At 40.2% G+C, this 25,076-nt stretch carries 16 protein-coding genes; 8 read left to right on the plus strand and 8 right to left on the minus strand.

Features of this window, described 5'->3' with window-relative positions:
• Window positions 1-193 precede the first annotated feature (193 nt).
• The 6 genes from V7L05_RS21965 to V7L05_RS21990 form a co-directional block, all read right to left on the minus strand.
• A complete protein-coding gene (locus V7L05_RS21965; protein WP_335167096.1) occupies window positions 194-1,360 on the minus strand; it encodes a DUF7005 family protein in 1,167 nt (388 codons plus the stop codon).
• A gap of 569 nt (window positions 1,361-1,929) precedes the next feature.
• Window positions 1,930-2,718 (minus strand): MinD/ParA family ATP-binding protein, encoded by a 789-nt coding sequence (locus V7L05_RS21970; protein WP_335167098.1) that lies wholly within the window; start codon window positions 2,716-2,718, stop codon window positions 1,930-1,932.
• A gap of 109 nt (window positions 2,719-2,827) precedes the next feature.
• Window positions 2,828-5,422, minus strand: coding sequence for a hypothetical protein (locus V7L05_RS21975; protein WP_335167100.1), 2,595 nt, complete (start codon window positions 5,420-5,422; stop codon window positions 2,828-2,830).
• A 2-nt stretch (window positions 5,423-5,424) separates the two neighbouring features.
• The gene (locus V7L05_RS21980) at window positions 5,425-6,864 is read right to left on the minus strand and encodes a PDC sensor domain-containing protein (RefSeq protein ID WP_335167103.1); all 1,440 of its coding nucleotides are present in this window, start codon (window positions 6,862-6,864) and stop codon (window positions 5,425-5,427) included.
• Window positions 6,865-7,292: 428 nt separating this feature from the next.
• Window positions 7,293-7,574 carry a Nif11-like leader peptide family natural product precursor gene (locus V7L05_RS21985; protein WP_335167105.1) on the minus strand — a complete coding sequence of 94 codons (282 nt, stop codon included), beginning with the start codon at window positions 7,572-7,574 and terminating at the stop codon, window positions 7,293-7,295.
• Window positions 7,575-7,881: 307 nt separating this feature from the next.
• On the minus strand, window positions 7,882-9,054 hold the full coding sequence (locus V7L05_RS21990; protein ID WP_335167107.1) for a helix-turn-helix domain-containing protein: 1,173 nt from the start codon (window positions 9,052-9,054) through the stop codon (window positions 7,882-7,884).
• A 480-nt stretch (window positions 9,055-9,534) separates the two neighbouring features.
• On the opposite strand from V7L05_RS21990, the gene V7L05_RS21995 reads away from it, so the two are divergent.
• From V7L05_RS21995 to V7L05_RS22025, 7 genes are all read left to right on the plus strand, one after another.
• Window positions 9,535-10,287: a hypothetical protein gene (locus V7L05_RS21995; protein ID WP_335167109.1), complete on the plus strand. Its 753-nt coding sequence runs from the start codon at window positions 9,535-9,537 to the stop codon at window positions 10,285-10,287.
• 5 nt (window positions 10,288-10,292) lie between these two features.
• Window positions 10,293-11,252 carry a DUF1822 family protein gene (locus V7L05_RS22000; RefSeq protein ID WP_335167110.1) on the plus strand — a complete coding sequence of 320 codons (960 nt, stop codon included), beginning with the start codon at window positions 10,293-10,295 and terminating at the stop codon, window positions 11,250-11,252.
• Window positions 11,253-11,272: 20 nt separating this feature from the next.
• Window positions 11,273-13,009 carry a CHASE2 domain-containing protein gene (locus tag V7L05_RS22005; protein ID WP_335167112.1) on the plus strand — a complete coding sequence of 579 codons (1,737 nt, stop codon included), beginning with the start codon at window positions 11,273-11,275 and terminating at the stop codon, window positions 13,007-13,009.
• The gene (locus tag V7L05_RS22010; protein ID WP_335167123.1) at window positions 12,988-13,563 is read left to right on the plus strand and encodes a DUF928 domain-containing protein; all 576 of its coding nucleotides are present in this window, start codon (window positions 12,988-12,990) and stop codon (window positions 13,561-13,563) included. The genes V7L05_RS22005 and V7L05_RS22010 overlap by 22 nt, the downstream gene beginning before the upstream one ends.
• A gap of 41 nt (window positions 13,564-13,604) precedes the next feature.
• Window positions 13,605-16,934 carry a two-partner secretion domain-containing protein gene (locus V7L05_RS22015; protein ID WP_335167114.1) on the plus strand — a complete coding sequence of 1,110 codons (3,330 nt, stop codon included), beginning with the start codon at window positions 13,605-13,607 and terminating at the stop codon, window positions 16,932-16,934.
• A complete protein-coding gene (locus V7L05_RS22020; RefSeq protein ID WP_335167115.1) occupies window positions 16,924-18,759 on the plus strand; it encodes a ShlB/FhaC/HecB family hemolysin secretion/activation protein in 1,836 nt (611 codons plus the stop codon). Before V7L05_RS22015 ends, V7L05_RS22020 begins: the two co-directional genes overlap by 11 nt.
• A gap of 263 nt (window positions 18,760-19,022) precedes the next feature.
• Window positions 19,023-21,716 carry a CHAT domain-containing protein gene (locus tag V7L05_RS22025; protein ID WP_335167117.1) on the plus strand — a complete coding sequence of 898 codons (2,694 nt, stop codon included), beginning with the start codon at window positions 19,023-19,025 and terminating at the stop codon, window positions 21,714-21,716.
• A 375-nt stretch (window positions 21,717-22,091) separates the two neighbouring features.
• On the opposite strand, the gene V7L05_RS22030 is transcribed toward V7L05_RS22025, so the two are convergent.
• Window positions 22,092-22,322: a hypothetical protein gene (locus tag V7L05_RS22030; protein ID WP_335167119.1), complete on the minus strand. Its 231-nt coding sequence runs from the start codon at window positions 22,320-22,322 to the stop codon at window positions 22,092-22,094.
• A gap of 349 nt (window positions 22,323-22,671) precedes the next feature.
• Here V7L05_RS22030 and V7L05_RS22035 point away from each other — a divergent pair, with 349 nt between their 5' ends.
• Window positions 22,672-23,031: a two-partner secretion domain-containing protein gene (locus tag V7L05_RS22035; protein WP_335167120.1), complete on the plus strand. Its 360-nt coding sequence runs from the start codon at window positions 22,672-22,674 to the stop codon at window positions 23,029-23,031.
• A gap of 679 nt (window positions 23,032-23,710) precedes the next feature.
• Here V7L05_RS22035 and V7L05_RS22040 read toward each other — a convergent pair.
• Complete coding sequence (locus tag V7L05_RS22040; RefSeq protein ID WP_335167121.1) at window positions 23,711-24,397, minus strand: hypothetical protein; 687 nt, start codon at window positions 24,395-24,397, stop codon at window positions 23,711-23,713.
• Between the last annotated feature and the right edge of the window lie 679 nt (window positions 24,398-25,076).

The raw sequence follows: 25,076 nt of genomic DNA on the forward strand, positions 1-25,076 counted from the left end.
TGGCTTAACTAACTTTAATAGTTTTAGGAGAAGGATTTTACTAAACTGGCATTTCTGTTGTTAATTTAACATATTTAGTCTGGGAGAGCCAACTTCTCTCATAAATGAATTACCCGATGTTTTGTTAAGGATAAGGAAGAAAAACACACAGGTGCAGCGCTGTATCACCACTGGAAAAGACTCCCCCACAGACCTATATGGGCAGGGTTGTTGGTAAATTGTTTAAAGTTTTTTGGATGTGCGAGGTGGCTTCTGGGGCAGCTAATTCCTCTAATCTTAGATAAGATAGTGCAACTAATATCTGGGCTTGGTTATTGATAACTGCTTCACTTGTATATTCAGTATGAAAGCGTTGCAAATTTTCGGCGGCTGCTTTCACTAACGCCTGTAAAATCTCAAATGCTCCATCAGAAAGTGGAGGTTGACCCCGGTAGTTTTGCAGTCTGCCTCCTTCCCGGTAATTAGGAAAAGACTCCAACCCCAGAAAGTACAAGAACCAATCGGCAGGGTAATATCCTATAGCGGCTACAATACCCCTGTAGTCGGCAATTAGCTCGTCGAGTATATTGTTTCGCATCGAGCCAAACAAGCGACGTGTGAAGTAGTGAGTACATTCATGTTCCAGCCGAATTGTCAAAGATAAACGCTGCCATTGGGATTCTTCAAGCCCCAAGTTGCTCGGATAAACGTTGCTATAGAAGCCGTCACTCAAAATAATAAATGTATCTTGATAAAGCTGTTTTTGCGGTATTAACCGTTGAAACTCTGCTGTCCAGTTAGTTTCAGAGCAATTACCAGAATTTAGAGTTTCCCATTGTCGGCGATACTGACGAATTCTATCCCAGTTGTTAAACCCACTAACTATACAGGCTCCCATAGACGCAGGGATTGGCTGGGGTTCGTTTCGTTGTGTCAGGGCTTGTACTAGAGAGACAAAATCCTCTCTGTTTCTAACTAACAACACTGGGATAGTTCCAGCTAAACTTTGATGTAGTATTAATTGGAGTTGCTGAGGTTGTTGCAAGATTAAACCAGTCGCCTCTGCCATGCCATCTACTAAGACACCCTTACGAGTGGCAGTTCGATACGCTTGTGTCTGGCTTATCCCCTCTTGAATAGGAAATCTCAACTGCACCAAGCGCTTCTTGAGTACCTCAAATGCTCCGATAACTTTTGCTGCAATTGCGTATTCCTCCCAAGTTGCTATATGGGGTTCAGGATTTAAGGGAAACTTGACGGAATTAATTGAGCTGTTGCGCTTAAAAACGTTTTGGTTGTATATCAATAGTTCCTCCTTTTGAGCAGCAGTTGCTCCAAAGTAAGTCAGAACATCAGTACGAAATGATTCTTGGTCAATCATAGATAAGCCTCATTTTGAAAGAGAGGAGTAGAAGGGTAGGGGGAGGTGATTGGTGTAAACTTAACGTTAAATGGGCGGTTAGAAACCTCATCTATACAAGCCCCACCTCCGTAGGTTTCAAACCCTCAATTTCTCCTTAGTCCGCCTCCGGGGATTTCGTTTGTATAGCCGTGAATTCTATGATACTTTTGGCGAATTGGTAGGGAGTCTAACCCATCAGATCCAATCCATCTTAATTTCTTTAATTTCAGTGCGTTGAAATGCACTTTAGCTATGAGCAATCAATTTATTGCAGGGCGGGAAAGTAACGCAAAATCATGATTTTAGGGATGGCGGGTTTAACAAGAAAGTAAATTGACCAACAGTATCATTCTATTCGCCATTGCTTTTCACGGTATCTGGAAAACCTCTCTCTAAATCTCTCTCCTAAAAGGAGAGAGACTTTGAATTTTCCCCATTAGTCGGGAAAGAGGTTAGGTTTTTCGTGGGTTTTTCCACATGATGTGAAAAGTCAGAGAAACTCTTAACTCCTAACTCCTAACTCCTAACTCCCAACTCCTAACTCCTAACTAACGACTAACAACTAAACCTGTAATCTTATCTGCAATCCCTTTAATTGCCTGACTGATGGGATGCTCAGAGTAGTGCAGACTGAAAATACCTTTGCTAGCTAACTGCACCATGTCTTCTGAAAGGGGCAAAATTCCAGCTACAGGAACGTTGTAAATTTTCTCTACTTTTTCTCGCAAGTCTGCAAAATCCAAGGATGGTAACGCCTTATTGATTACCATTAGCATTTTTGGTACTTTCAGTTTACGAGCTACATCCACTGTCACGGCAGTACCTTGGAAGTCTTGATTATCTGGACGCAGGATAATTATTAGAATATTAGAGATACCGATGGAAAGTAAGGTTTCTTCATTCAGTCCAGGGTGAGTATCAATTAACAAATAGTCCAGCTTTAGAGTCCGAATGAGTTCCTGAAAACCATCGTTAAGCCGAACTACATCATACCCCTCACGTAAAACCCTGGCAATTTCACCCGCCTTAATACTAGAAGGAATCAAGTAAAGATTTCCCAAGACTTTTGTTGTATGTCTCTGTTCTGCAATTAGAGCATGGGTAACATCATAGGCTGCGTCTTGAATATTACAGCGCCCCCATAAGTAGTCATTGAGGGTATATACCATTTTGTTCTCATCAAGACCAAAAATTACATGAATTCCTGGTGATTGGATGTCAGTATCAATAATACCTACACGTTGCCCTTGAAGTGCGATAGTAGACGCTATGTTGGCAATCAAGTTTGATTTACCAGTGCCGCCACGGAATGAGTGAACTGAAATAATTTGTGCCATATATTACCTCTTAGTCATTAGTCATTAGTCATTAGTTATTAGTCATTGGTCATTTGTCATTTGTCATTGGTCATTAGTTATTCTCCCTCTGCCTCCCCTACTCCCTTTTTTAAGACAACGATCGCTCTGGAAAGGTAAACTTTAACCAGCAGCGATCGCTCACTAGAGGTAGCAAAATTCTTCCATTAGAAAGCTTCAAGTCAAATTGCATATTCTTGTTCCCATTCTGCACTTCTACAAGTGCTGGCAGAATTTGAGAATTAAGCTGTGAGTTACTTTTGTGTGCCCAAACTCTCAATTCTGTTTCCCCCATACTTGGTAACTGGAAGGTGGCATAGCGTAAGGATGAAAGTGATGGCATCTCAATAGCTGCTGTTTGATGATGTTGCTCACCTTCGGCATATCCCAGCAGTACTTCTACTATTTTTGGTTGCCCGCCAGCAGTAATAGTGAACAAAGATCGCCCTCCTTGCTGCTGATCTTCTCGCAGTTCTACCACCACACGGGAAGCGAATGCACCATAGCGTTTCATTATTAAAGTTGCCCCCAAGGACAATGCAGCAATGCCCAATGCACAGATTCGCGCCAGGGAATTTTCCCAAATGAAAAGGCCGTGAACAAGTAGGATGGCTAAAAATAAGCTGTACATACCCACGCTGAACAATGGATGATTGAGAATCTTGAAAACCACTCCTGGTATTAACTCCCCTTTGCGCCGACTAGAAACCAACAGTAAAACCGGGAAAATACCACCAACAAGGGAGTTACCAAGTACACCAGCAAAGGCAAGTACACTTGTAAAGGATTGCGTACCAGCTAGAAAAAGCCACTCGGTTAGCAAGAAGACTAGCAGTAATGGGCTAATCGATAGAAATAAATGATGTTGGTTTAGTATGTTTTTCCAGAATCCTGTCTGCTTGTGACGTTCATTAGTAAGATTGCTAACATCAGCCTTTAAATCTCCCTCATAGACTAACAACATAGGTGAAGTAACTTGCAGACAGACGTTATCTTGGTTAAAAGAGCGTACCTCTAGAGTCAGACGTGTGTCCCATTTACCTAAGTCTGGAAACTGATTTAGTAGCTCTTTAAGCTCCCAACGTTCAGTGAATGCAATGTCTATAGAGTGGAGGTTGCCATTCAACTGAATATCTAGACGAAACTTTGGTTTAGTGTCTTCCAATCCCAAATAGGTTAAACCAATATGAGGTATACGGTTAAGGTTCCCACAGGGATGGAATATTAATATTGCCTGCTGGCGAGGCAACCTTAAAATCGGTTTAGGTCGGGCGGGTAGCCACTCTTTAACTAGGTTGACCAGGAGGCTGGAACTACGCAGCCAAGCCATTCCCAAAAGCAGGGTAACTAAAACTGCTCCCAAAACTGTGACGATGGAACCTACTTGTAGTGCCAGGGCTTCCAAGGCAGTGCCTGATTGTCCAGCTAGCAATTGTGGCGAAATTGCTCCATTGACTGCTAAGACCCAAATGCAAAATAGAACAGTTAAAAAAGCTGTTCCCGCGACGCTACCCCAAATTAAGGATGTAGCACTAGAGTCACGAGGAAGTACTAGTTTACCACATTCTCCTACATATACATGACCGAAGTAGAGCATGAGGCTCACACCTAAAATCCGTTGTAGTATCTGCGGTTGGAAAGAATGACCATTAACAAAGGGCAAGTTTACATATAATAAGTTTTCTAGTTGTATATGACCCAATGCAAGCAGTGAAAGAATTAGGAGTAAACTTACGTTAATTGCTGCCAGTAATACCATTAAGGCAACGGTAAAATTTAAAGATTTGCGCGATCGCAAATACAATCCTCCACCAAACAACAACACTGCCCACAATGCTGCTGGTATGGGTGTGAAGCTTGCCATTGTCACCGATAAACCAATATAGCAAGCTAATGCAATCAGAAAAACACGGATACCAACTGCTAAAGAAAGTATAAAAGAACCTGTATTTCCTAAATAATTAGATACTAATTGTTTGATAAAAGAATTGCCATAACGGAAGTCGCTACTGCGCCCAACAGCTTCTGCCATACAAGCCATTGTCAGGATGTTGATAGTGCCAATGATCAGCAAGAAGGCAATAGTAACCAATGGCCCTACATCAGCAACAGCAATAGGTAAAGCTAAGAAGGCTTGGGGAAGACCTAGAGCAACTGTAACTATGGAAGCTAGCCAAAAGGGTGGAAGAGATTCCACACGTAAAGCGATCGCTGCTGTCATCCAGCGCCACTTTTCAATCGGGGGTAATTTAGATGCAAAGATGCTTAACAGTTGTTTTCTGTAGAAGCGCGAGTAAGCCATCTGCACTGCTTTCTCATCCAAACCCAAAGCTGTCCTGATGTGAGGCACTGTTTGATAGGTGAAAGTGTATTTCTGGCTCAGGGCATGAGCAATAGCAGCTTTTAGTCTGGGATTTTCCGGCACCAAGGATGCCCATTGACTAGCGTAACGTTCCAAGTGCTGGATTGTGGGGTGGAGTGGTGGGGCATTTCCCAAAGCAAAGGCTTCTAAAAAAGCTAAATCGCGCTCTGTTGCAGCTTGCTCGGTGAGGGAAAACTCGACTCGCGATCGCACTACTATCTGTGCCGTCCGACTCTCGATTAAAAACAGTATTGTATTCGCTCGTTTAGCAGGTAAACCTCCTAACACTTCCTCTCGTGATATCAGTTCGTCTTCGGATGACATATTTATGCCTCACTAGTTAGCGATCGCTCTTTCATCGATTGCACCTTAGTCTGCAATCTCCGGTAGTAATCAGTCTCAGTCTCACTGACAATTACTTCGTGTTCTCTAAGCTTTTGGATCTTTTGTTGTAACTGCCGAAAATGCTCGTTTTCCGTAATTTCCGCGACATTATTGGCTCTTTTAGTCTCGTCAATCTCAATGTGCAGTTCCCAGACTTGCATTTTCAGCTTCTGATGTCGTATCCTCACTTCTTCGGCCATCTGCAAGAAGACTCGCACTAATTGACCGATGTCATCTTGAGTACAAGCTAATCTTTCCAATTTATGATGCAGTTCCTGTACCTGAGAATCAAAATTGTCATGTTCTAAAGCTTGAGCTGCATCTGTAAGTGCGTGAATCGGCCGAGAAATTCTTCGCGCTAAGAGCAGCGCAATGATTGCTGTGATTCCCCCCACAACCAGGACACTACCACCGTGCAGCCAGATCAGGCGATTCAATGGAATTGCAAACTGTGCTTTCGGCTGACTGACTCCTAATACCCAAGGTTGTTGTTCTAAAGGAGCAAAGCCAACTATCCTGGGCATCTGGTGCGGTGGATAGCGGTAGGTAGCGTGACCTGCTTGTTTGGCTTTCACCATCACTTTTAATTCTGGAATGTTCAAACTTTGAATCTGCTCCAGACCATAACGCCTATCGCTCACAACCTGTTTTAAAGTATTCGGGGCGAGGGGGATAAGGCTACGGTAAAGGAGAGATTGATCGGCATGACTGATGATCACTCCTTGCTGGTCAATTAAAAAAGCATAGCTCTCATCGCTTACTTGTAAAGCATTGATAATTGACCAGATATCTGCTCCCTTAATCTTGACTACCAATACTCCGACAATTTCACCATTGGGTGATTGCACTGGGTAAGAGAAAAACATTCCTGGTCGTTTCGTTGTTTCACCCACCAAGATACTAGATACGTAAGAGTTACCCTGAATGCTAGAGCGGAAATATTCACGAAAGGCGTAGTTTTGACCAAGGAATTTGGGATCGGTTGCTGCAACACATCGACCCTCTTTATCCATTACAAAAACAGCATCAAAGTCCGGGTTAGAGTGGGAGACGTTTTGTAACGTTTGTTGTAGCTCATTGCGGAAAGCTTTTCGTTCTCCAGAGATGCTAGCAGTTAGGAAATTTACTGCATTGCGATCGCTGCTAACTTGCACAACAATACGCCTGATATCAATAATTAACTGGTCGAGACGACTAGCAGTACTAGTGGCTAACAGTTCCAGTTTGCGATATTCTCCAGCCTCCACACTATTTAAGCTCTGCCGCAGGTTGTAGTAGGCAGTAAAGCTCATCGGTATAAGTACTGCTGAAACTAATGCTGCCGAAATTTTCGCAGCGATCGGCCAGGCAAGTGGATTAAAAAACCGATGGAAGTGCTTCATTTTGAAGACGCTTAGAAGCGTTTGTTTAGGTGTAAAAATTTTTACAAGAGAATTGAATTAATAGCAAGTACTAATTTCAAATAATTCTCTAAAGTTTCTGCAATTATCAGCAACAAAAAAATACAAATTTCTTCTTTGTTATTCATACAGAAGGTTGCAAGTGAATGAACTACATTCTTTAAGCTTAAAAACTAGATATAAAGCCTTTTTTACTCTTGGATTTCTAAATCCTACTGTATCTAGCAGCTTAAAGAGAGTAGCCCGCAGTTACAATGCAGAATTTTTAGGTAAGACTGACAATTTTATAGATTTTAGACTTTAAGTTACACTTAATAAGTCGTAAATCCCTCACCCCGCCTCTTTGTGGGTCTTAAGTTGGGGAGGAGTGAGGGCATAATTTAACCAATAGCCTGTCAGCCAGTGGTTTATTATCCTACAATTGCATCCCAAACATCAGAAGCGGTGTTCTTGACCTCACGCCAAATTTGCTTAATACCACCTCCTGCAACAGCTTCTAATTCTTCCTCGTCTAGTTCATCGGACTCATTTTTTTCCACGAAAGCCTTGATATCTTCAGCAGTAAAATTGTAACCAGATTCTTGGGCAATCCTCAATAAATCATCTTTATTCGTGGTTGCTTTAACTTGCTGTTTTAAAGTTGAATCTTGTTCTACTTGAGAAAAGAAACTGTACACACTTTGATTGGACATGATTGACTCCCCTAGTATAGATTAATTGCTTTGTCCAAAAGAGATAAATCTCTTTATTGCTAAAAGTATAAAAAGATTTTAAACAGTTGTTAATGTGTTTTTTTTTATAAAAATACTCACTTATTTTTCGGTTATATTTTTTATTGATAATTCCTTTTTAATAAACAAAGTAATATCTACCATTAATGCACGCAAAAACTTTATAAGTAGTTCAACCTAAAAAAAGTAAAACGTTTGTAGCAGCGCTTGGGTGCCCAAGCGCTACTACGAGCCTGAAAGCATTTTATGTTTAATTAAATTGACTTACTTATTTATTGCTGTTCAATTCAGTACGCTGTGCTTTTCTCCAAGCTTGGGGCGTAGTCTGGTGATATTGACGAAACTGGCGGAAAAAATGACCTTCATGCTGATAGCCAATAGCTTCAGCAATTTGATTTACGCACAAATTACCTTCTAAGAGTAAACTACGTGCTGCTACCATACGGCGTTTGATAATCCAATGATTTACTGTTTGTCCAGTTTGTCGGTGTACTAAGTCCGTTAAATAAGCTGGACAGTAACCAACTGCAACAGCTACATCTTGCAAGCTAATTGGTTGATGGTAATTTGCTTCAATGTACTCAAAGACTTGGGTGAGATGAAAATCAGAAGGAAATATCGATTGAAGATTTTGCAATTTCATAGTTTCAGGTGAAGGTGAAACTTGTTCCTTCTGGGCAGTGTAATACTCTTTCACATCTGCTTGTTTTTCCAGTAGAGCAGCGATCGCTTCTAATAATTCCTCCACTGTAGAGGGTTTGGTAAAATAATCATCCGCTCTTAGATTCATCCTTTCACAAACATCAACAAGTTGTTTTTGTTGTTTGAGAGCAAAGCGAATTTCTTCTTCTGTTTGTTTCTGTTTAGTAATCTCTCGAAAGCTCCATACTGTGCCAATAATTTGTTCGCCTAACCGCAGAGGTTGACAGTATTGCTCGAAAAACTTACCATCCTTGAATTCCAGGATATCGTAGTCTCGAAAATCCAATTGACCATCTAGTTCTTGAATGCGTCCGCAAAAAATTTCTGGATCTTTAAGTTGGTCTTTATAGAAAGTTACATACTGGTTAGGGTTTTGTGACATCATCATCGAATCTGGAATCTGCCACATTTGGAAAAATTTTTGGTTACAGGTAAGAATATCTCCCTTACAACTGATAGCAATAATACCGTCAGCAGTAGAATCTAAAGTTGCCTGAAGCAAAGAAAGGGACTTTTGTAGTTCTGTCTCTATCTGCTGATCCAAAGCTTGATCACGACACAATTGGTCTTTAGCAGTACTTAATTCAGCCAAAAGCTCTTGCACTTTTGACTCTAACGCTATATTGATTTTCTGTAAATCCAAAAAACTCTGCTGGCGATGGCTTATATCATGATCCCAGTTATGCGTCGGTGTGACTTGAAAATTGCGTAGTTCTAAAATACCGTCGTTAGAAACCATACTTCCACTCCTAGCGATTATTGAATGAGGTTTTAAAGATTATTTTCCACCCTCAAACTGCTGGTAAGCTGTTATAGCTTTAATTTGCATCGATAAAATCAAATTGATGCCGAGCTTTTAAAATCTCCAGGACTTACGCAAAATAGCCATAAGTGGCGGTAATTCATGAATTACCGCTACAGAATAATAGGCTTTTCAATTATTTTTGCCTAAGTCCTAATCTCTTTCAAAGTCAAGCCTCTATTTCTACATCGCGAAAAAATTGCCTAACTATGAAAAATGCAATATTTTGAATAACTTGCCTTAAATAATCTCTCTGCTCTACTTCTGTGCGGTATCTGAGGAAGCATTTAAGTGTAATTTTAAAGTTTTCATAATTTTTTGATTACTGACTGATATAAGAGTAAGGTCAAATAAAGCGGTGCTTATAACTGTGCGGCTATCTCCTGTCTACTGTACTTTTCATTGGTTAAAGCTTTTATGGACGATCAGGATGAACGCCTGCGCCAATTGATTGCAGCAGTGTGTCAACACCCAGATGGCAGCCGGGAATGGCGAAAAGCTATGAGTCGGCTTCTAATTTTAATTCAGGGACTACCAGAATTTAGAAAATACTCAAGCATAGACTGTCCCGACCACTTTTTAGATGCCTTAAACCAAAGTTTGGAGTGGGTCAGCTACAATATTAGAAATTTTCAACCGCGTACATCTTCAGTGCGATCTGATTTAGTAAAATGGCTTAAAAGCCACCTTTACTGGCGCATCAAAGATTTAAATTCACCATCTTCCTATCGAGGAAAAAGACTTCATCTTTCTTTGGATGAAAGCATTTTGGATGCTGACGCAGAGATAACGACTTGGTTAGAACGAGTGTCAGAGCAAGGACGGCTATTAGGTACAACATCTAACCCGTATGTTCTAAGTGGGCTAGAAATTTATCTTGAACAACTACAACAGGAGTCACAACAGTGCTTAGTTGCCAATTTAGCAATTTACATTGAGCAAGACCCAGACAAGCAACTACGAAACTGTTATCCTCGAAAACATCCTGAATGCAATTGTCAAGTACTCAGTCAAAGGTTGCTGTTCATATTTAAGAATCCACCAGATAAGCTTACTGATATTGCTCGTGAGTGCCAAATCAATTACCAAACTTTAGTATCTCACTGGAAATTAAAAGCAATACCGCTCCTACAAGAAGTTGCCATTCAACTCGGATATCAATCTAATTAATAGTCATGAGTAGCACAGAAACACTTTGCTTAAAAATTACACTTGGACAAGAAGCCCATGCCATTGCCCGCCAGTTTGCTGTTGAACAAACTACGCCTCAAAAAGGGAAACAAATATATTTGAATACACTAGCAGTTTATGCTGTCTACAGTTACCTGAAATGGCTGTGGATTGATACTGCTCTAGAAGAAGGTGATAGTTGGCATCCTCTTAAACGAGCTTTATTTGATGTTGCCGATCTAGTTCTTCCCAACATTGGTAAGTTAGAGTGTCGTCCAGTTCAACCTGGTGAAACAGTAATTTCCCTACCACCTGAAGTGATGGAAAATAGAATTGGTTATGTGGCTGTCCAGTTTAGCGAGCAGTTAAATGAAGTGCAGTTGTTGGGATTTGTTAGAAGAGTTAATATTCCTTCTGATTGGGAGCAAATACCGCTATCAAGCCTCAAACCCCTTAATTTCCTCTTCGACTGTATTCCTGATGCTGTTGCTCACCCTGCACTCAGTGCTAGCCAAATACGGGTAAATTTAAACCAATGGTTCGAGAATCTGTTTGAAAATAGTTGGATGGCTCTAGAAGAAGTTTTCAGCACTATAGATGATAAAAAGTTTGCCTTAAGAAGTATTTCATCAAAGCGTGAAGGCAATGTAGCACGAGCAAAAATAATAGATTTGGGATTACAAGTTGGAAATCAATCTGTAGTGCTGCTAATAGCGATCGCACCTTATTCTGAAGATAAATTAGAAATACTAGTGCAGCTACATCCAATGGGTGAGAAAGCTTATTTGCAATCTAACCTGAGAATGAATTTACTATCAGAATCAGGAGAAAATATCCAAGAAGTTGTATCACGAAGTAATGATAATTTTATTCAATTAAAACGATTTAGAGGGTATTCTGGAGAAGGCTTTAATATACAAGTGTCTAATGGTGATTTCACAATCAAAGAGGCTTTCGTCATCTGACATTTTTTTGTCGGAATGCAATGAGTAAGTTAGTTGTTTTAAATTTGGGTAAGGGAGACCTCTACAAAGGCTTCCCCGATGTCACAGTTCAACTTGGATTGACAAATGATCATCGGGCGATGGAATTTCGTGGTAGTTTACCAGCAGCACCAGAAATTCCCCAACTTTATCGAAATTGGCAAATACTATACTCGGCTCTCTACCGCTATTATGGTTGGTCTGTACGCCTGGAAATCGAAGAGACTGATGTCACAAATTTTTCGGAAGTTGAATTTAACGATTTATGTGAGGAATTATCATTTAGAATTAATATCTGGCTCAACTCGGAGCAGTTTCGCCAAATAGAGCAAAAGTTACGCACGCAATTAAATCCAAATGAAGAAATTTGCTTTATGATTGCAAGTGATGATTATTTATTGCGGCGTATACCTTGGCATTTATGGAACTTTTTTGAAGACTATCCCAATGCAGAAGTAGCACTTAGCCCTATAGAGCTGCAACGACCAAATAAAATATATAATAAAGAAAAAGAAGTTAGAATATTAGCTATTTTTGGGAATAGCCAAGGAATTGATATTAGTAAAGATCGACAATTTTTAGAGAAATTATCAACTAAGGCTCAAATAAAATTTTTAGTAGAACCACAACGAAAGGAATTAAGTAACGAGCTTTGGAATAAAGATTGGAATATTTTATTTTTTGCGGGACATAGTTATAGTAAAGAAAGAGGAGTTCTGCAAATCAATCAAACCACAACAATTAGTCTAGATAAATTGAAGCATGGACTCAAAAAAGCAATTGAAAGCGGATTACATTTAGCAATTTTCAATTCTTGCGATGGTCTAGGTTTAGCAGAAGCATTAGAGGATTTACATATTCCTCAAGTTATTGTCATGCGTGAACCAGTTCCTGACTTAGTAGCACAGGAATTTCTAAAACATTTTTTAACAGAGTTTTCCAATGGTCAATCTTTATACTCTGCACTACGGGAGGCGCGAAAAAGGCTTGAAGGAATAGAAGATGAATATCCTTGTGCAACTTGGTTGCCAGTAATTTGCCAAAATCCTTTGTCAGCAACAATGACTTGGCAGATGCAGCGAAATATTTTCACTGCTAAGAGCCTTTTTAAAATATTGGTTACAAGCTTTTTAGTAACAAGTTTGGTTATGGGAGTACGGTATTGGGGTTATCTGCAAACCTCGGAGTTACATGCTTTTGACCATTTTATGCGATTGCGATCGCAACTTGTCACAGAAAAGCCTGACGAGCGGATTTTAATTATTACTATTGATGAAGCAGATATTCAGTACCAAATCAATAAAGGAATGCAAATGCGATGGTCGTTATCTGACCAAGCCCTTGCTCAATTATTAGATAAATTAAATAAGTACCAACCGCGAACTATCGGTTTAGATATTTACCGTGATGGGACTGTAGATCCCAAATATCCAAATTTAGCCACTCGTTTTAGCCAGGATAATCGTCTATTTTTTGTGTGCAAAGTTGCTACAACTGATGATGATGGTGATAGTGATGGGATTCCGTCACCTGATGGAGTTTCAAAGGAACGGTTAAGTTTTAGTGATTTTGTTGCAGATGATGAAATTATTGCTCGTCGTCAGCTTTTATATTTGATTCCTCCTCCAAAATCTCTATGTCCCGCAGAATACGCTTTTAATTTACAGCTAGCACTTCATTATTTAGATAAAGAAGGCAAAACATCAAGTGTAAGTCCCTGGCGAGTCTTACTGCTTTAGTACCTGGGGATGGAGGGAAATCAGTCTTGGCATTAACAGTTGCAGAAAATCCAACTTTTTGGTTTTATGTTCCTGAACTACCTGATACCGCCCGTTCCGCAGAATTTGTGTTACAGATGCAGGATGGTCAAGATGTACAGAATGTCTATCGAACACCTCTTACTCTGTCTGGAAAACGTGGTATTATTAGCATTACTCCACCACCACAACCGCAATACTCCTTAAAAGCAAATAAAAAATATCACTGGTACTTTCATATTTATTGTGGTGATGTAGGAAAAACATCTGACAATTTTTATGTAGATGGGTTTGTGCAAAGGCAGGTGCTGACTCAGGTTCTTGATAGTCAATTAAAGACAGCAAAGCCAAGGGAGTACATTGCTTATAGCGCTAATAATATTTGGTACGATGCCCTAACTAATTTAGGTCAACTGCGCCGCGCTAATCCGCAGGATGCAACTATTAATAAAGATTGGGTTGACCTATTAAATGCCATTGGCTTACAAGATATTGCTAAAGAGCCAATTGTACAGCATTACAACTTGGAAAAATAACACTAATCACACGGGAAAGTTACTGATTTATTGGAGGTGCTATGTCAGGGATAACTCAAAGCTGGAGATGCTGGTGTAGTAGTTTTGTCGCGTGTGGAATGTTAATTATTTCTTGGCAAGAGTATGTTTTTGCTCAAATTACTCCAGATAACACCTTGCCTAATAATTCTAGCGTCACAAGAGAGGGTAATATCTTCAATATTACTGAAGGAACGCAAGCAGGAAATAATTTGTTTCATAGCTTTGGTGAATTTTCTGTGCCTCCTGGCAGCACTGCTTCCTTTAATAATGCTGTAGATATTAAAAATATCATTAGTCGGGTTACGGGTGGATTAGCTTCTAATATTGATGGCTTAATTCGCACGTCAGGGACAGCTAATTTGTTTCTGATAAATCCTAACGGAATTATTTTTGGACGGGGTGCGAGGTTAGATATTGGTGGTTCGTTTGTAGGGACTACAGCTAATGCTATTGGATTTGGCGATCAAGGTTTTTTTAGTGCTTCCAATCCAGAAAGTTCTTCATCGCTGCTAACGGTCAATCCTTCAGCTTTACTATTTAATCAAATCAAAACCGCAGCGATTCAAAATAACTCAGTTGCATTCGCAGGAAGAGATCCAGCAGGCTCTAATGCATTTGGTTTACGAGTACCAGATGGTAAAAGTTTACTGCTAGTAGGTGGTAATGTCAGCATGGATGGGGGACGATTAAATGCTTTTGGTGGACGAGTTGAGTTGGGAGGGTTGGGCGAACCTGGTACTGTAGCATTTGTAAATGGTGATAATCTCAGCTTGAGATTTCCTGAGAATGTTGCGCGAACAGATGTATCCCTTACCAATCAAGCTGGGATATACGTAGAAGGGACTGGTGGCGGTAATATTGCAGTCAATGCCAGGAATCTAGAGATATTGGGAGGAAGTTTTTTAAGCAGTGGTATTGGGCAAGGTTTGGGGACACCTGAAACTGTTGCAGGAGATATTACGCTTAATGGTACCGGGGAAATCAAAGTGGCTGGTGGGAGCATAGTTTTTAATGATGTGCGTTTGGGGTCACAAGGTAATGGGGGTAATATTACTATCGATTCTAGTTCTTTCTCATTACGAGATGGCGCTCTAATTGCTGCCTCAACATTTGGACAAGGGAATGCAGGGAATGTGAGAGTGAGTGCAAAAGATGCTGTTTCCCTTGCAGATAATGCTGACATCTTCAGTACAGTGGAAGCAGGAGGTGTCGGTAAGAGTGGCAATATCGACATCAATGCTGCAACACTATCACTTACTGATGGCGCTCAACTTGCTACCTCAACATTAGGACAAGGGAATGCAGGGAATGTGAGAGTGAATGCAAAAGATGCTGTTTCCCTTGCAGATAATGCTAACATCTTCAGCACAGTGGAAGCAGGAGGTGTCGGTAAAGGTGGCAATATTGACATCAATGCTAGTTATTTTTCACTTACCAATGGCGCTCAACTAGTAACTATTACTCGTGAAGCATCTGCTACTCAGCCACCAGGACGGGGAGATGCGGGGAATGTCAATATTCATGTTACTGGCGCTGTTGACATTGCTGGACAAAAAAATGGTCTTTTTAGTTCGATTTTCAGCAACATACAAACGGGGACAGTTGGCAAGGGGGGTAACATTACTATAGATTCTGCGTCTTTTTCACTACGAGATGACGCTCAACTTACTACCTCAACATTAGGACAAGGGAATGCAGGGAATGTGAGAGTGAGTGCAAAAGAGGCTGTTTCCCTTGCAGATGCTTCCATCCTCAGCACGGTGGAACCAGGAGGTGTCGGTAAAGGTGGCAATATCGACATCAATGCTGCAACACTATCACTTACTAATGGCGCTCAACTAGTAACTATTACTCGTGGTGCATCTGCTACTCAGCCACCAGGAAAGGGGGATGCAGGGGATATCAATGTTAATGTTACTGGCGCTGTTGACATTGCTGGGAAGAAAAACGATTTCAGGAGTGCGATTTTCAGCTTCGTGGATACAGGGACAGTTGGCAATGGTGGTAATATTACTATCGATTCTGGTTTATTCTCGTTACGAAATGGCGCTAGACTTACTACCTCAACTTCTAGACAAGGGAATGCAGGAAATGTGAGAGTGAGTACAAAAAATGCTGTTTTCCTTGCAGATGCTTCCATCCTCAGCACGGTGCAAGCAGGAGGTGTCGGGAAGGGTGGCAATATCGACATCAATGCTGCAACACTATCACTTACTGATGGCGCTCAAATGGGAACCATTACTCGTGGTGCATTTGCTACCCAACCACCAGGACGGGGGGATGCGGGGAATGTCAATGTTAATGTTACTGGTGCTGTCGATATTGCTGGGGATAAAAATGGTATTGTTAGTGGGATTGCCAGCTTCGTGGAAACAGGGACAGTTGGCAATGGTGGTAATATTACTATCGATTCTGGTTCATTCTCGTTACGAAATGGCGCTAGACTTTCTGCCGAAACCCTTGGACAAGGCAATGCAGGCACAATCAAAGTTGATGCGGCTGATTTTATCACCATTTCTGGTAACAGTTCAAACTTTAGCAGTGGCTTGTTCGTTTTCTCTGAAAGTATGACGGGTAATGCTGGAGATATTATCGTCACCTCACCTAGAATTAGCCTAGATAACAGTGGCAGACTAAACGCCGAATCTGCATCGGGTAACGGTGGCGACATCAACATACAAACTGATTTACTCCTTCTCCGTCATGGCGCTCAAATTTCCACCACCGCAGGCACAGCAGAAGCTGGTGGTAATGGTGGCAACATTAATATTGATGTTCCGTCGGGCTTCATTGTTGCTGTCCCCAACGAAAATAGCGACATCACTGCTAATGCTTTTACAGGCATAGGTGGGAGAGTAGATATCCGAGCCTTTGGTATATATGGTATTGAGTTTCGTGAAAGTCCAACTCCCTTGAGTGACATCACTGCTAGTTCAGAATTTGGTACACAAGGCACTGTAGAACTTAATACACCTGGTATCGACCCCAACAGTGGTTTAGTTGAATTGCCAACAATACCAGTTGACACTCAGGTAGCCCAAGGTTGCTACAGTCCAGGTTACGCCCAAAACCGATTTGTGATTACTGGACGCGGCGGTTTACCAGCCAATCCCAAAGACATTCTCACTCCAGATGTAACCCAAATAGATTGGGTGTCTTTTAAACCCAACAATAACAACCATTCCCTACCACCTGTTACTAATAAACCAACAACCTCCACTCCTAAACGCATTGTTGAAGCCACAGGTGCAGTACTAAACGCCAAAGGACAAATAGTCCTCAGTGCTAATTCATCCACCACTACTCCTCACACTTCCAGACAAAACCCAATTCAATGTCATGGTAGCTAAAATTACTCCAACTTTTGCAGCATCCTGCTTGCTTATATTACTCAGTAGCCTGGCAACTACACCGGGTAAGGCGCAGACAGTCAATCGTGTACAACTACCCCAAAACAATTTTCCCTCGCTCCCACAACTCCCACCACCGCAGGATGTCCAACCACTTTCGCCCAGAACACCAACAACACCCTCTCCACCACTGCAACTACCTCCTCCATCCGAACTATTCCAACCTGATCAACTAGTTCCCATACCAGATGAACCACTCCCTGAAACATCACAAATCTTTACTGTTAAACAATTTGAAGTTATTGGCAGTACAGTATTCAGCCAAGAAAAATTTAATCAAATACTAGAATGCAGTCAAAAAAACCTGACATACAGGTTGAGGCAGAAAACCGAGTGTTTTACAAATCGACCAATTACATTTACAGACTTATTAGAAATTCGCTCTAAAATTACTGAACTTTATATTCAAGAGGGGTACGTTACTTCTGGAGCTTATATTCCTGAACAAATTCTTACTGATGGCGTTATTCAAATCCAAATAATTGAAGGTAAATTAGAGGATATCCAGATAACTGGAACTAGGCGACTTAACCCAAATTATATCCGTAGCCGTATAGCTTTAGGGGCATCCACTCCTTTAAATCAAAAACGCCTACTAGAATCCCTGCAATTATTGCAACTCAATCCTTTAATTCAAAACTTGTCTGCTGAATTATCTGCTGGCTCACATCCTGGCTCTAATTTGTTGGCTATCAAAGTAACAGAGGCGGATACATTTAATGTAGAAACAGTATTTGACAATGCTCGTTCCCCTAGTGTTGGTAGCTTCCGACGGCAACTGCAAGTTAACGAAGCCAACTTACTAGGATTTGGAGATAGTATCTCGTTAGCATACAGTAATACTGACGGTAGTAATACCATAGATGCCAGCTACAGCTTGCCTCTCAATCCCCGCAATGGCACTCTTACCTTCAGCTATGGCAATACATCAGCCGATATTATTGAACGTCCTTTTAATACACTAGAGATTGAATCAGCTTCCCAATATTACGAACTCACATTCCGCCAGCCGCTGGTACAAACTCCCAATCAAGAATTCGCTCTAGGAATCACGGCTTCTCGCAGAGAGACTGATATTTCCTCCTCTGTGTTTGAACAGGAGGATGCTCCCCTTTCTCTACTTTCACCGGGGGCTGATGCAGAAGGAAACACCCGTGTTTCTGCGTTGCGATTTTTTCAAGAATGGACTCTTCGTAATAGCCAAGAAGTAATTGCGGCTCGTTCTCAATTTAGTCTGGGAACTGGTGCATTTAATGCCACAATCAACAATACCGAACCTGACAGCCGCTTTTTCGCTTGGCGAGGACAAGCACAATGGGTACGTCTGTTAGCTCCTGATACTTTGTTGTTAATTCGTGGCGATGTACAACTAGCTTATACAACACTTTTAGCTTCAGAACAATTTGGTTTAGGTGGTATAAGTAGTGTGCGGGGGTATCGTCAAGATTTCCTGTTGACAGATAATGGCGCTCTTGCTTCTGTTGAGTTACGGCTACCAATTGTGCGTATACCACAATGGGATGGAGTTATGCAAGTTACCCCGTTTGTTGACGTTGGCACTGCTTGGAATAATTCGTCAAGTAGAGATGAAAATAATACTAACACTAACACCCTAGCTTCTGTTGGTTTGGGTTTGCGTTGGTCACAGGGCAATAACTTTAATGCTGGTGTTGAGTGGGGTATTCCTTTAGTTTCTGTTGATACTCAAGGTAATACATTGCAAGACAATGGGCTGTATTTTTTTGTACAATATAATCCGTTTTAACCTTACACAAAGGAGCTAATACCAATTCGCAATTCGCTTTTTCGCCTATTCGCAATTAAGAAACTTAGATGCAGCAGGACTTTCCTGATCTACATCTGTTGCCTCGTTTTGGAGAATTGGTATAATGTGTTGCGTGGGGAATATCCGATTTACAACAACTATTGCCATGTTGTAGCTACAAGTTCATCCAAAGCCACACAGAGTACCACATGGTTTTTATAATTAATTACCAAAATAAATACAAAATAAATCTTGTAACTTATATGAAGCTTTTTAAATACTTACTATTATCATTTTTGACTATATTTCTTTGTGTATTTTTATCTGTTATTTTCGATTCTTCTATTTTTTTAACAGCAGCCTTTGCCAAATCTAAAGTTTTATATTTTCCTGTTGTAGCAACAAAACCTGCTGTTAACCAAACCCAAATTTTTAGTTTAGTGCAGCAAAGCCAAGCACTTTATGAAGGGGGAGAGTTTACAGAAGCAGTACAACTTCTAAAAAAAGCAGCAGACGAATTTAAAGCTACTAATAATCTATTGAATGAAGCTATAGCTTTGACTAACCTTTCCTTAGCGTATCAGCAGTTAGGACAATGGCAACAAGCGAATGAAACTATCTCACGAACTATTAAATTATTACAAAGTCTAGAAGATTCAGATTCTTCACAAGAGCGAGCCTCCGCAGGAGGAGCTGCGCTAACGCAAGTCTTTGCTCAAGCTTTAGATGTTCGAGGTGGGCTGGAGTTAGCACAGGGACAAACTGAAGTAGCCCTAAGTACTTGGCAATCAGCAGCTAAAATTTATCAGCATTTAGATGATATATCAGCGCTAACTCGCAATCACATTAATCAAGCCCAAGCAATGCAAGCTTTGGGGAATTATCTCCAAGCAGATCACACTTTAACCTCACTACGAGAAAATCTGCAAAAACAAGCAGATTCTCCTGTTAAAGCTAGAGGATTATATAGTATAGGCAATGTATTGCGGAGTTTGGGCTATTTAAGCGATTCGCACAAAACCTTAGAAGAAAGTTATTCTGTGGCTAAACGGGCAGGAGATGCGATCGCTCAAAGTGATGCTTTACTGAGTTTAGGTAATACAGCTCGCGCTCAAATCTACGCTCAACTAAATTTAGGGAACTCAAGCAGTGCTAAGGATTATGCTCAAACAGCAATCCAATACTATCAACAAGCAGTGCAGATTGGATCTGCGATACCCACTGTGCGGCTCCAGGCTCAACTGAATTTATTAAGACTATTGGTAGAGCAAGAGGAAGTTAGTACAGCAAAAGCTTTATTGCCGCAAATTCAGTCTCAGATAGACAATTTGCCTGCAAGTCGCACGGCTGTTAACTACCGGATTAATTTTGCCCAAAGTTTGAGCAAAATGAAACAAAACTCAGTTGAGCCAAAAGATGTTGCTAAAATGCTAGCGCAAGCTGTCCAAGTAGCTAAGAGTTTAAAAGATCAACGAACCGAATCTTATGCCCTTGGTATTCTTGGCGAACTGTACGAACAAACTGGACAGTTATCTGATGCCAAAGGTCTTACACAGCAAGCCTTGGTAGAAGCTGAGTCCATTGATGCCCAAGACATTGCTTATCAATGGCATTGGCAGATGGGGCGGATACTGCAAAAGCAATCCAATATCCCGGCAGCAACAGATGCTTATAGTCGAGCTTACAACGCTCTCAAGTCTCTTCGTAATGATTTAGTTGCGATTAATCCTGACGTACAATTTTCTTTCCGCGAAAGTATAGAACCTGTATATCGACAGTACGTCGATTTACTGTTGCAACTTCAAGAAAATCCAATTCAAAAGCCAGATAATCTTGTTCAAGCTCGTCAGGTAATCGAATCTCTTCAATTAGCAGAATTAGATAATTTCTTTCGTTCGCCCTGTTTGCTACCAAGAGTTGACCTTGATAAATTAGTTGAAAAAGAAAAATCCACAGCTGTTATCTATCCAATTATTTTAGATAATCGGCTAGAAATTATTACTAGGTTGCCAGGACAAGATACAATCTACCGTAAAACAACTAAAGTACCTAAAGATGTATTAGAAAAAACTGTAGAACAACTACAGAAAGATTTGCCCGTTGCTAGCCGAGAGCCTGATGTTAAACAACGCTCACAACAGTTATATGACTGGTTAATTAAACCTATTGAATCAGATTTTGCAAACAAACGTATAACTTCCTTAGTGTTTGTGCTGGATGGTTCTTTGCGGAATATACCAATGGCGATTCTTTATGATCAACAACAGCAGAAATATCTGATAGAAAAGTATGCTATCTCTTTGATGCCTGGACTACAACTCCTTGCTCCTAAATCTTTAAACAACGTGCGGCTAAACGTTTTAATTGCTGGAGTTGAGCAAGAACGCTTGATTGAAGGTAAATCTTTTTCGGAACTTTCAAATGTTACACAAGAATTAAAACAAGTTCAATCTTCAGTTAAATCAAGCAAAGAACTCTTAAATCAAGAGTTCACTAAAGCTAATCTGCAAAACCAAATTCAATCTACCCCCTTTTCAATAGTGCATCTAGCTACTCATGGGCAATTTAGTTCAGATATCGAACAAACCTATATTCTTACCTGGGATAGCCTACTAAAAGTTAGGGAGTTAGATAGTTTACTACGGGCTAGAGGCGAAAGCCGACCAGAAACAATTGAATTACTCGTACTTAGTGCTTGTAAAACTGCCACGGGAGACAAACGAGCTGCTTTGGGGTTAGCTGGAGTTGCGGTACGAGCAGGCGCACGTAGTACATTAGCTACTTTGTGGACAATAGATGATGAGTCTACTAGTGAATTTATGGGTGAACTATATCGCCAGTTGGATGCTGGAGTCACTAAAGCTCAAGCTTTGCAACGTGCTCAACTTGCAATTCTAGCGAAAGAAAATCGCCCATATTTTTGGGCACCTTATGTTCTTCTGGGTAATTGGTTGTAATTCTCTATTTCTAATTCTTCAGTATTAACCCAGCACCCTATCCCCACCGCCAATACGGTGAACCTATCCCAGTATTATAAAATTCCCTACTTATTTTCGTAAAATGTGCTGGAAAACCTTGATTTTTGGTTTTTAGTTCTCAATCAGCTTAAGCTTTGTAGCACAAATCTTATTAGTGGGATAGGTTCGTATATGTTTTTCCCTCACTTGGCGAGTAATATTTTTCTTTCCGGAATAATATGTTATCAGTTTTAAGTGAAATATCTTGAATGATTACCTCTTCTCTTCGAGACGCCCCGCGAACGTAGCTTTTGAACTGTGCATCAGATGGTAACTCACTCGATGGGTAATCAACAATGGATGTCCTGTCTACTTTTATACTCCTATTTTTGCTACTTGTAGTATGTTTTTTGGAGTATGTCGTTCTTTCTCGGATGAATGATTGCTCTGGAAACCTTTTTGTTTATTGCTTTTTATATTTGGTTTCCCCTGTTCACCCTTAAGACGATTGTTTTCGTCCCACAATTTTTGGTTTTCTTCATGTAGTTCTTTAATCTCTATTGTTGCTGCTCTATTACGTTTAGCAGAACAGTTAATGTATGCCACAATGATTCATCTGCAAACTGTGATGGGTCGATGGGGGAGCAACAATTCCTCCACTTGTTTTTCTGGTGATTGCTTTTGCGCCATGTGATATGTTTTACCACGCTCTGTGCATCTATCTACATTTTCTTTTTTGCACTACCCCAATTTATTGAGCGGATATGCTAATGCGACATACTCATGCTACACATCCACCTTTTCTGCTTGTTTGCGTGCAGTTTTCATACCTGGAAAATGCAGGAACATGATCGCACCATTGCAGAAAACTGCATAATTAACGAATATTCGCTTGTCTATCGTTTAAAGGTGCAGTTTTATTAGATACTCAAGTAATCTATATGAATGGCACTCAATGACAATCAAATACAGATTAAATAGGTGTTTGCAGTTCGGATTAGCAGGGTTTCTGATCTGCTTAAGTTTCAGTATCTTCACTAGCAAAACCCAGACACAGCAAAGTAATATCCTACCTGATAACACACTTAGCACTGAGTCCTCTCAAGTTATAGGCAACTATCAGGGACAAGCGGTTGAAGCAATTACAAATGGTGCAATTCGCCAAATCAATCTTTTTCACAGCTATGGAGAATTTAATGTCAGTGAGGGATGTGGGGCTTATTTTGTAAGCCCTAGCGCAGATATTCAGAATATTTTGGTACGAGTGACAGGTAGTAACCCAAATTTTGGGGAAACTCGGCACATCATGTGGTAGCTGGCTTTCCTTAAGAGCTTGTTGTAGTTGACTGACCTGTTTCGGCATTAAAAAGTTTTTGGTTGGTGATGGCATAGTTAATCTCAATCGGCATTTAAGCTGCATTTATATAGGACACATATTTGATTTTAAAAAAAAGAGGCAACAGGCACTCTTGTAATAGACAAGAGTGCCTGTTGCCTGACTATCGCGCTTGCGCTGCGTGCACCACGCAAATAATTTTAAAAATTAAATCGGATTGCTATATTATCCAGCTTAAATGCCGATTAGCCTACCACTTATGGAGCTACATTGATGCCGGGTTTAGTCGCAATACGGTTCAGTTAAGGCTAAAACTCTTTGTGAAAGTTAATTTTTTTTAACGAACCGCAGAGGCGCAGAGAACACAGAGAGAAGGAAGAAATGCTTAACTGAACTGTATTGCAACCAACCCCATATTTTTGGGACATTAAGCGATAAAATTGCCCAATCCTTAATTGTTGAAATTGGCTGTCAAATCCATTTGGTTTTTGTTTTTTGGCTGATTTATTTTTGGACATTGCCACACTATAAGTGTTTTTTCTCAAGCGAACGATTCAGTCACTTCTACTACTTTTTATTTTAGTCCCTTACCTAAAGCTCAGTATCTCTAAAGGACTCACACCAATTGCCTGAAACTAAATGACCAAAGTGAAGCAGATCAAACTTCTGGTTGCGTGTTTGTTGTGTGCAAGTGGTAAATTTGACGCAATTGTGAAACAGTACTTGCTGTTTCTATCCCCTCCAAGATGGTTTCTAGCAAGTTTACATCTTGGATAGATTCGATTTCGGGGAATAAATCTTGACCCGATTCTCCAAATTTGAGCTTTAATCCCAAGGCTATACCTTTCAACAAAGCTTCAAGCTTACCTTTTTCAATACCAAATCGTTCAACAGAAGTAACGTACTGCATACTTAAAGACTCCTCAAAATCACGATATTCTTGCCAAAATTCTGCCTCTAGTTGGGTTGGTAGAGTCATCATCCAGTCAATGAACCCAAATAAGTTAATAACATCTTCCCGTTTTAAGCCCTGTTCGTACAACCTACGTACTAAAACCAATTTCTGCTGCTTGCGCTCTATTCTATCATTGCGTGTCTCCATCGCCTTTAGGTGTGCCATCACCACAGTCGCCAACGGGTTTCGGCTGGCTTCTAATTCTGATTGACGTTGTTGATAGTCTAACAACTTGACAATTGGAAATGTGAATTCAACCGTACAGCCAAAAAGGTTGTAACCAAATTGATTCGGTCGCCAGTTTGAACGCTCATCACCTAAAACTGCCAAGGATGCAACAGATCGCTTGTATCTGTCATATATGCGGTAGTTGAAGGTTATGATACTCAAATACTTCGTGAACCTTTTGAAATAGAATTTTCTCGCCAAGAAATCAACTATTTTATCAGTTATTTTTATGGTTATCTTGAGGGCTGTTTTGAAAGTAGAAGACTCTTGATACTATCTGAGCAGTTTTTCAAAAAGATTGGTTCTGAGTATATCCTTTATGGCTATAAAGATGAGCATTATTTTGAGGAAAAATAACAATCTCAATCAGCATATCTTGCAGCTATTGAAAGTTTAGAGTCAATTGGTATTAGTTCCATAAGTTCACAAAATATCAATGAGATTTTGCAAACCATAACTAGCGAAATTATCGAAAATTAACTTATGGAATTACAGTAGTACTACATTATTAATGAATTAGAGCTAAATATATGAAACAAGTAGTTAGACAAATTCGAGAACGTATTAAAGTTTAACTTAAATTAAACAATATTAAATATGAGCTTTGGAGGCTAGACGATACTGAATACAGACTACTCCAACCAAATAGTATTTATATTAAAAATAATTTTACCCTTTATCAGGAGCTTTATTTATCAGAACCTGATAACAAAGCTAATCTTAATCTTTCACAATTATTTATTACTTTATAGCAAGCGCCAAAACAGTTAGGACATAGACTAGAAGTATTATCATGACCTACTCTCATTTGATTTGCTATGGCTAAACCCTATAGTTACGA

Origin of the sequence: Nostoc sp. (genome assembly GCF_036917755.1) — a bacterium.
Lineage (GTDB): Bacteria > Cyanobacteriota > Cyanobacteriia > Cyanobacteriales > Nostocaceae > Nostoc.

Coding starts and splice junctions, on each gene's coding strand:
- V7L05_RS22005 (WP_335167112.1), top strand. CDS start 11,273: ATGAGTAAGTTAGTTGTTTTAAATTTGGGTAAGGGAGACCTCTACAAA.
- V7L05_RS22020 (WP_335167115.1), top strand. CDS start 16,924: ATGGTAGCTAAAATTACTCCAACTTTTGCAGCATCCTGCTTGCTTATA.
- V7L05_RS22000 (WP_335167110.1), top strand. CDS start 10,293: ATGAGTAGCACAGAAACACTTTGCTTAAAAATTACACTTGGACAAGAA.
- V7L05_RS21990 (WP_335167107.1), bottom strand. CDS start 9,054: ATGGTTTCTAACGACGGTATTTTAGAACTACGCAATTTTCAAGTCACA.
- V7L05_RS21970 (WP_335167098.1), bottom strand. CDS start 2,718: ATGGCACAAATTATTTCAGTTCACTCATTCCGTGGCGGCACTGGTAAA.
- V7L05_RS21965 (WP_335167096.1), bottom strand. CDS start 1,360: ATGATTGACCAAGAATCATTTCGTACTGATGTTCTGACTTACTTTGGA.
- V7L05_RS21980 (WP_335167103.1), bottom strand. CDS start 6,864: ATGAAGCACTTCCATCGGTTTTTTAATCCACTTGCCTGGCCGATCGCT.
- V7L05_RS21995 (WP_335167109.1), top strand. CDS start 9,535: ATGGACGATCAGGATGAACGCCTGCGCCAATTGATTGCAGCAGTGTGT.
- V7L05_RS22035 (WP_335167120.1), top strand. CDS start 22,672: ATGACAATCAAATACAGATTAAATAGGTGTTTGCAGTTCGGATTAGCA.
- V7L05_RS21975 (WP_335167100.1), bottom strand. CDS start 5,422: ATGTCATCCGAAGACGAACTGATATCACGAGAGGAAGTGTTAGGAGGT.
- V7L05_RS22025 (WP_335167117.1), top strand. CDS start 19,023: ATGAAGCTTTTTAAATACTTACTATTATCATTTTTGACTATATTTCTT.
- V7L05_RS21985 (WP_335167105.1), bottom strand. CDS start 7,574: ATGTCCAATCAAAGTGTGTACAGTTTCTTTTCTCAAGTAGAACAAGAT.
- V7L05_RS22015 (WP_335167114.1), top strand. CDS start 13,605: ATGTCAGGGATAACTCAAAGCTGGAGATGCTGGTGTAGTAGTTTTGTC.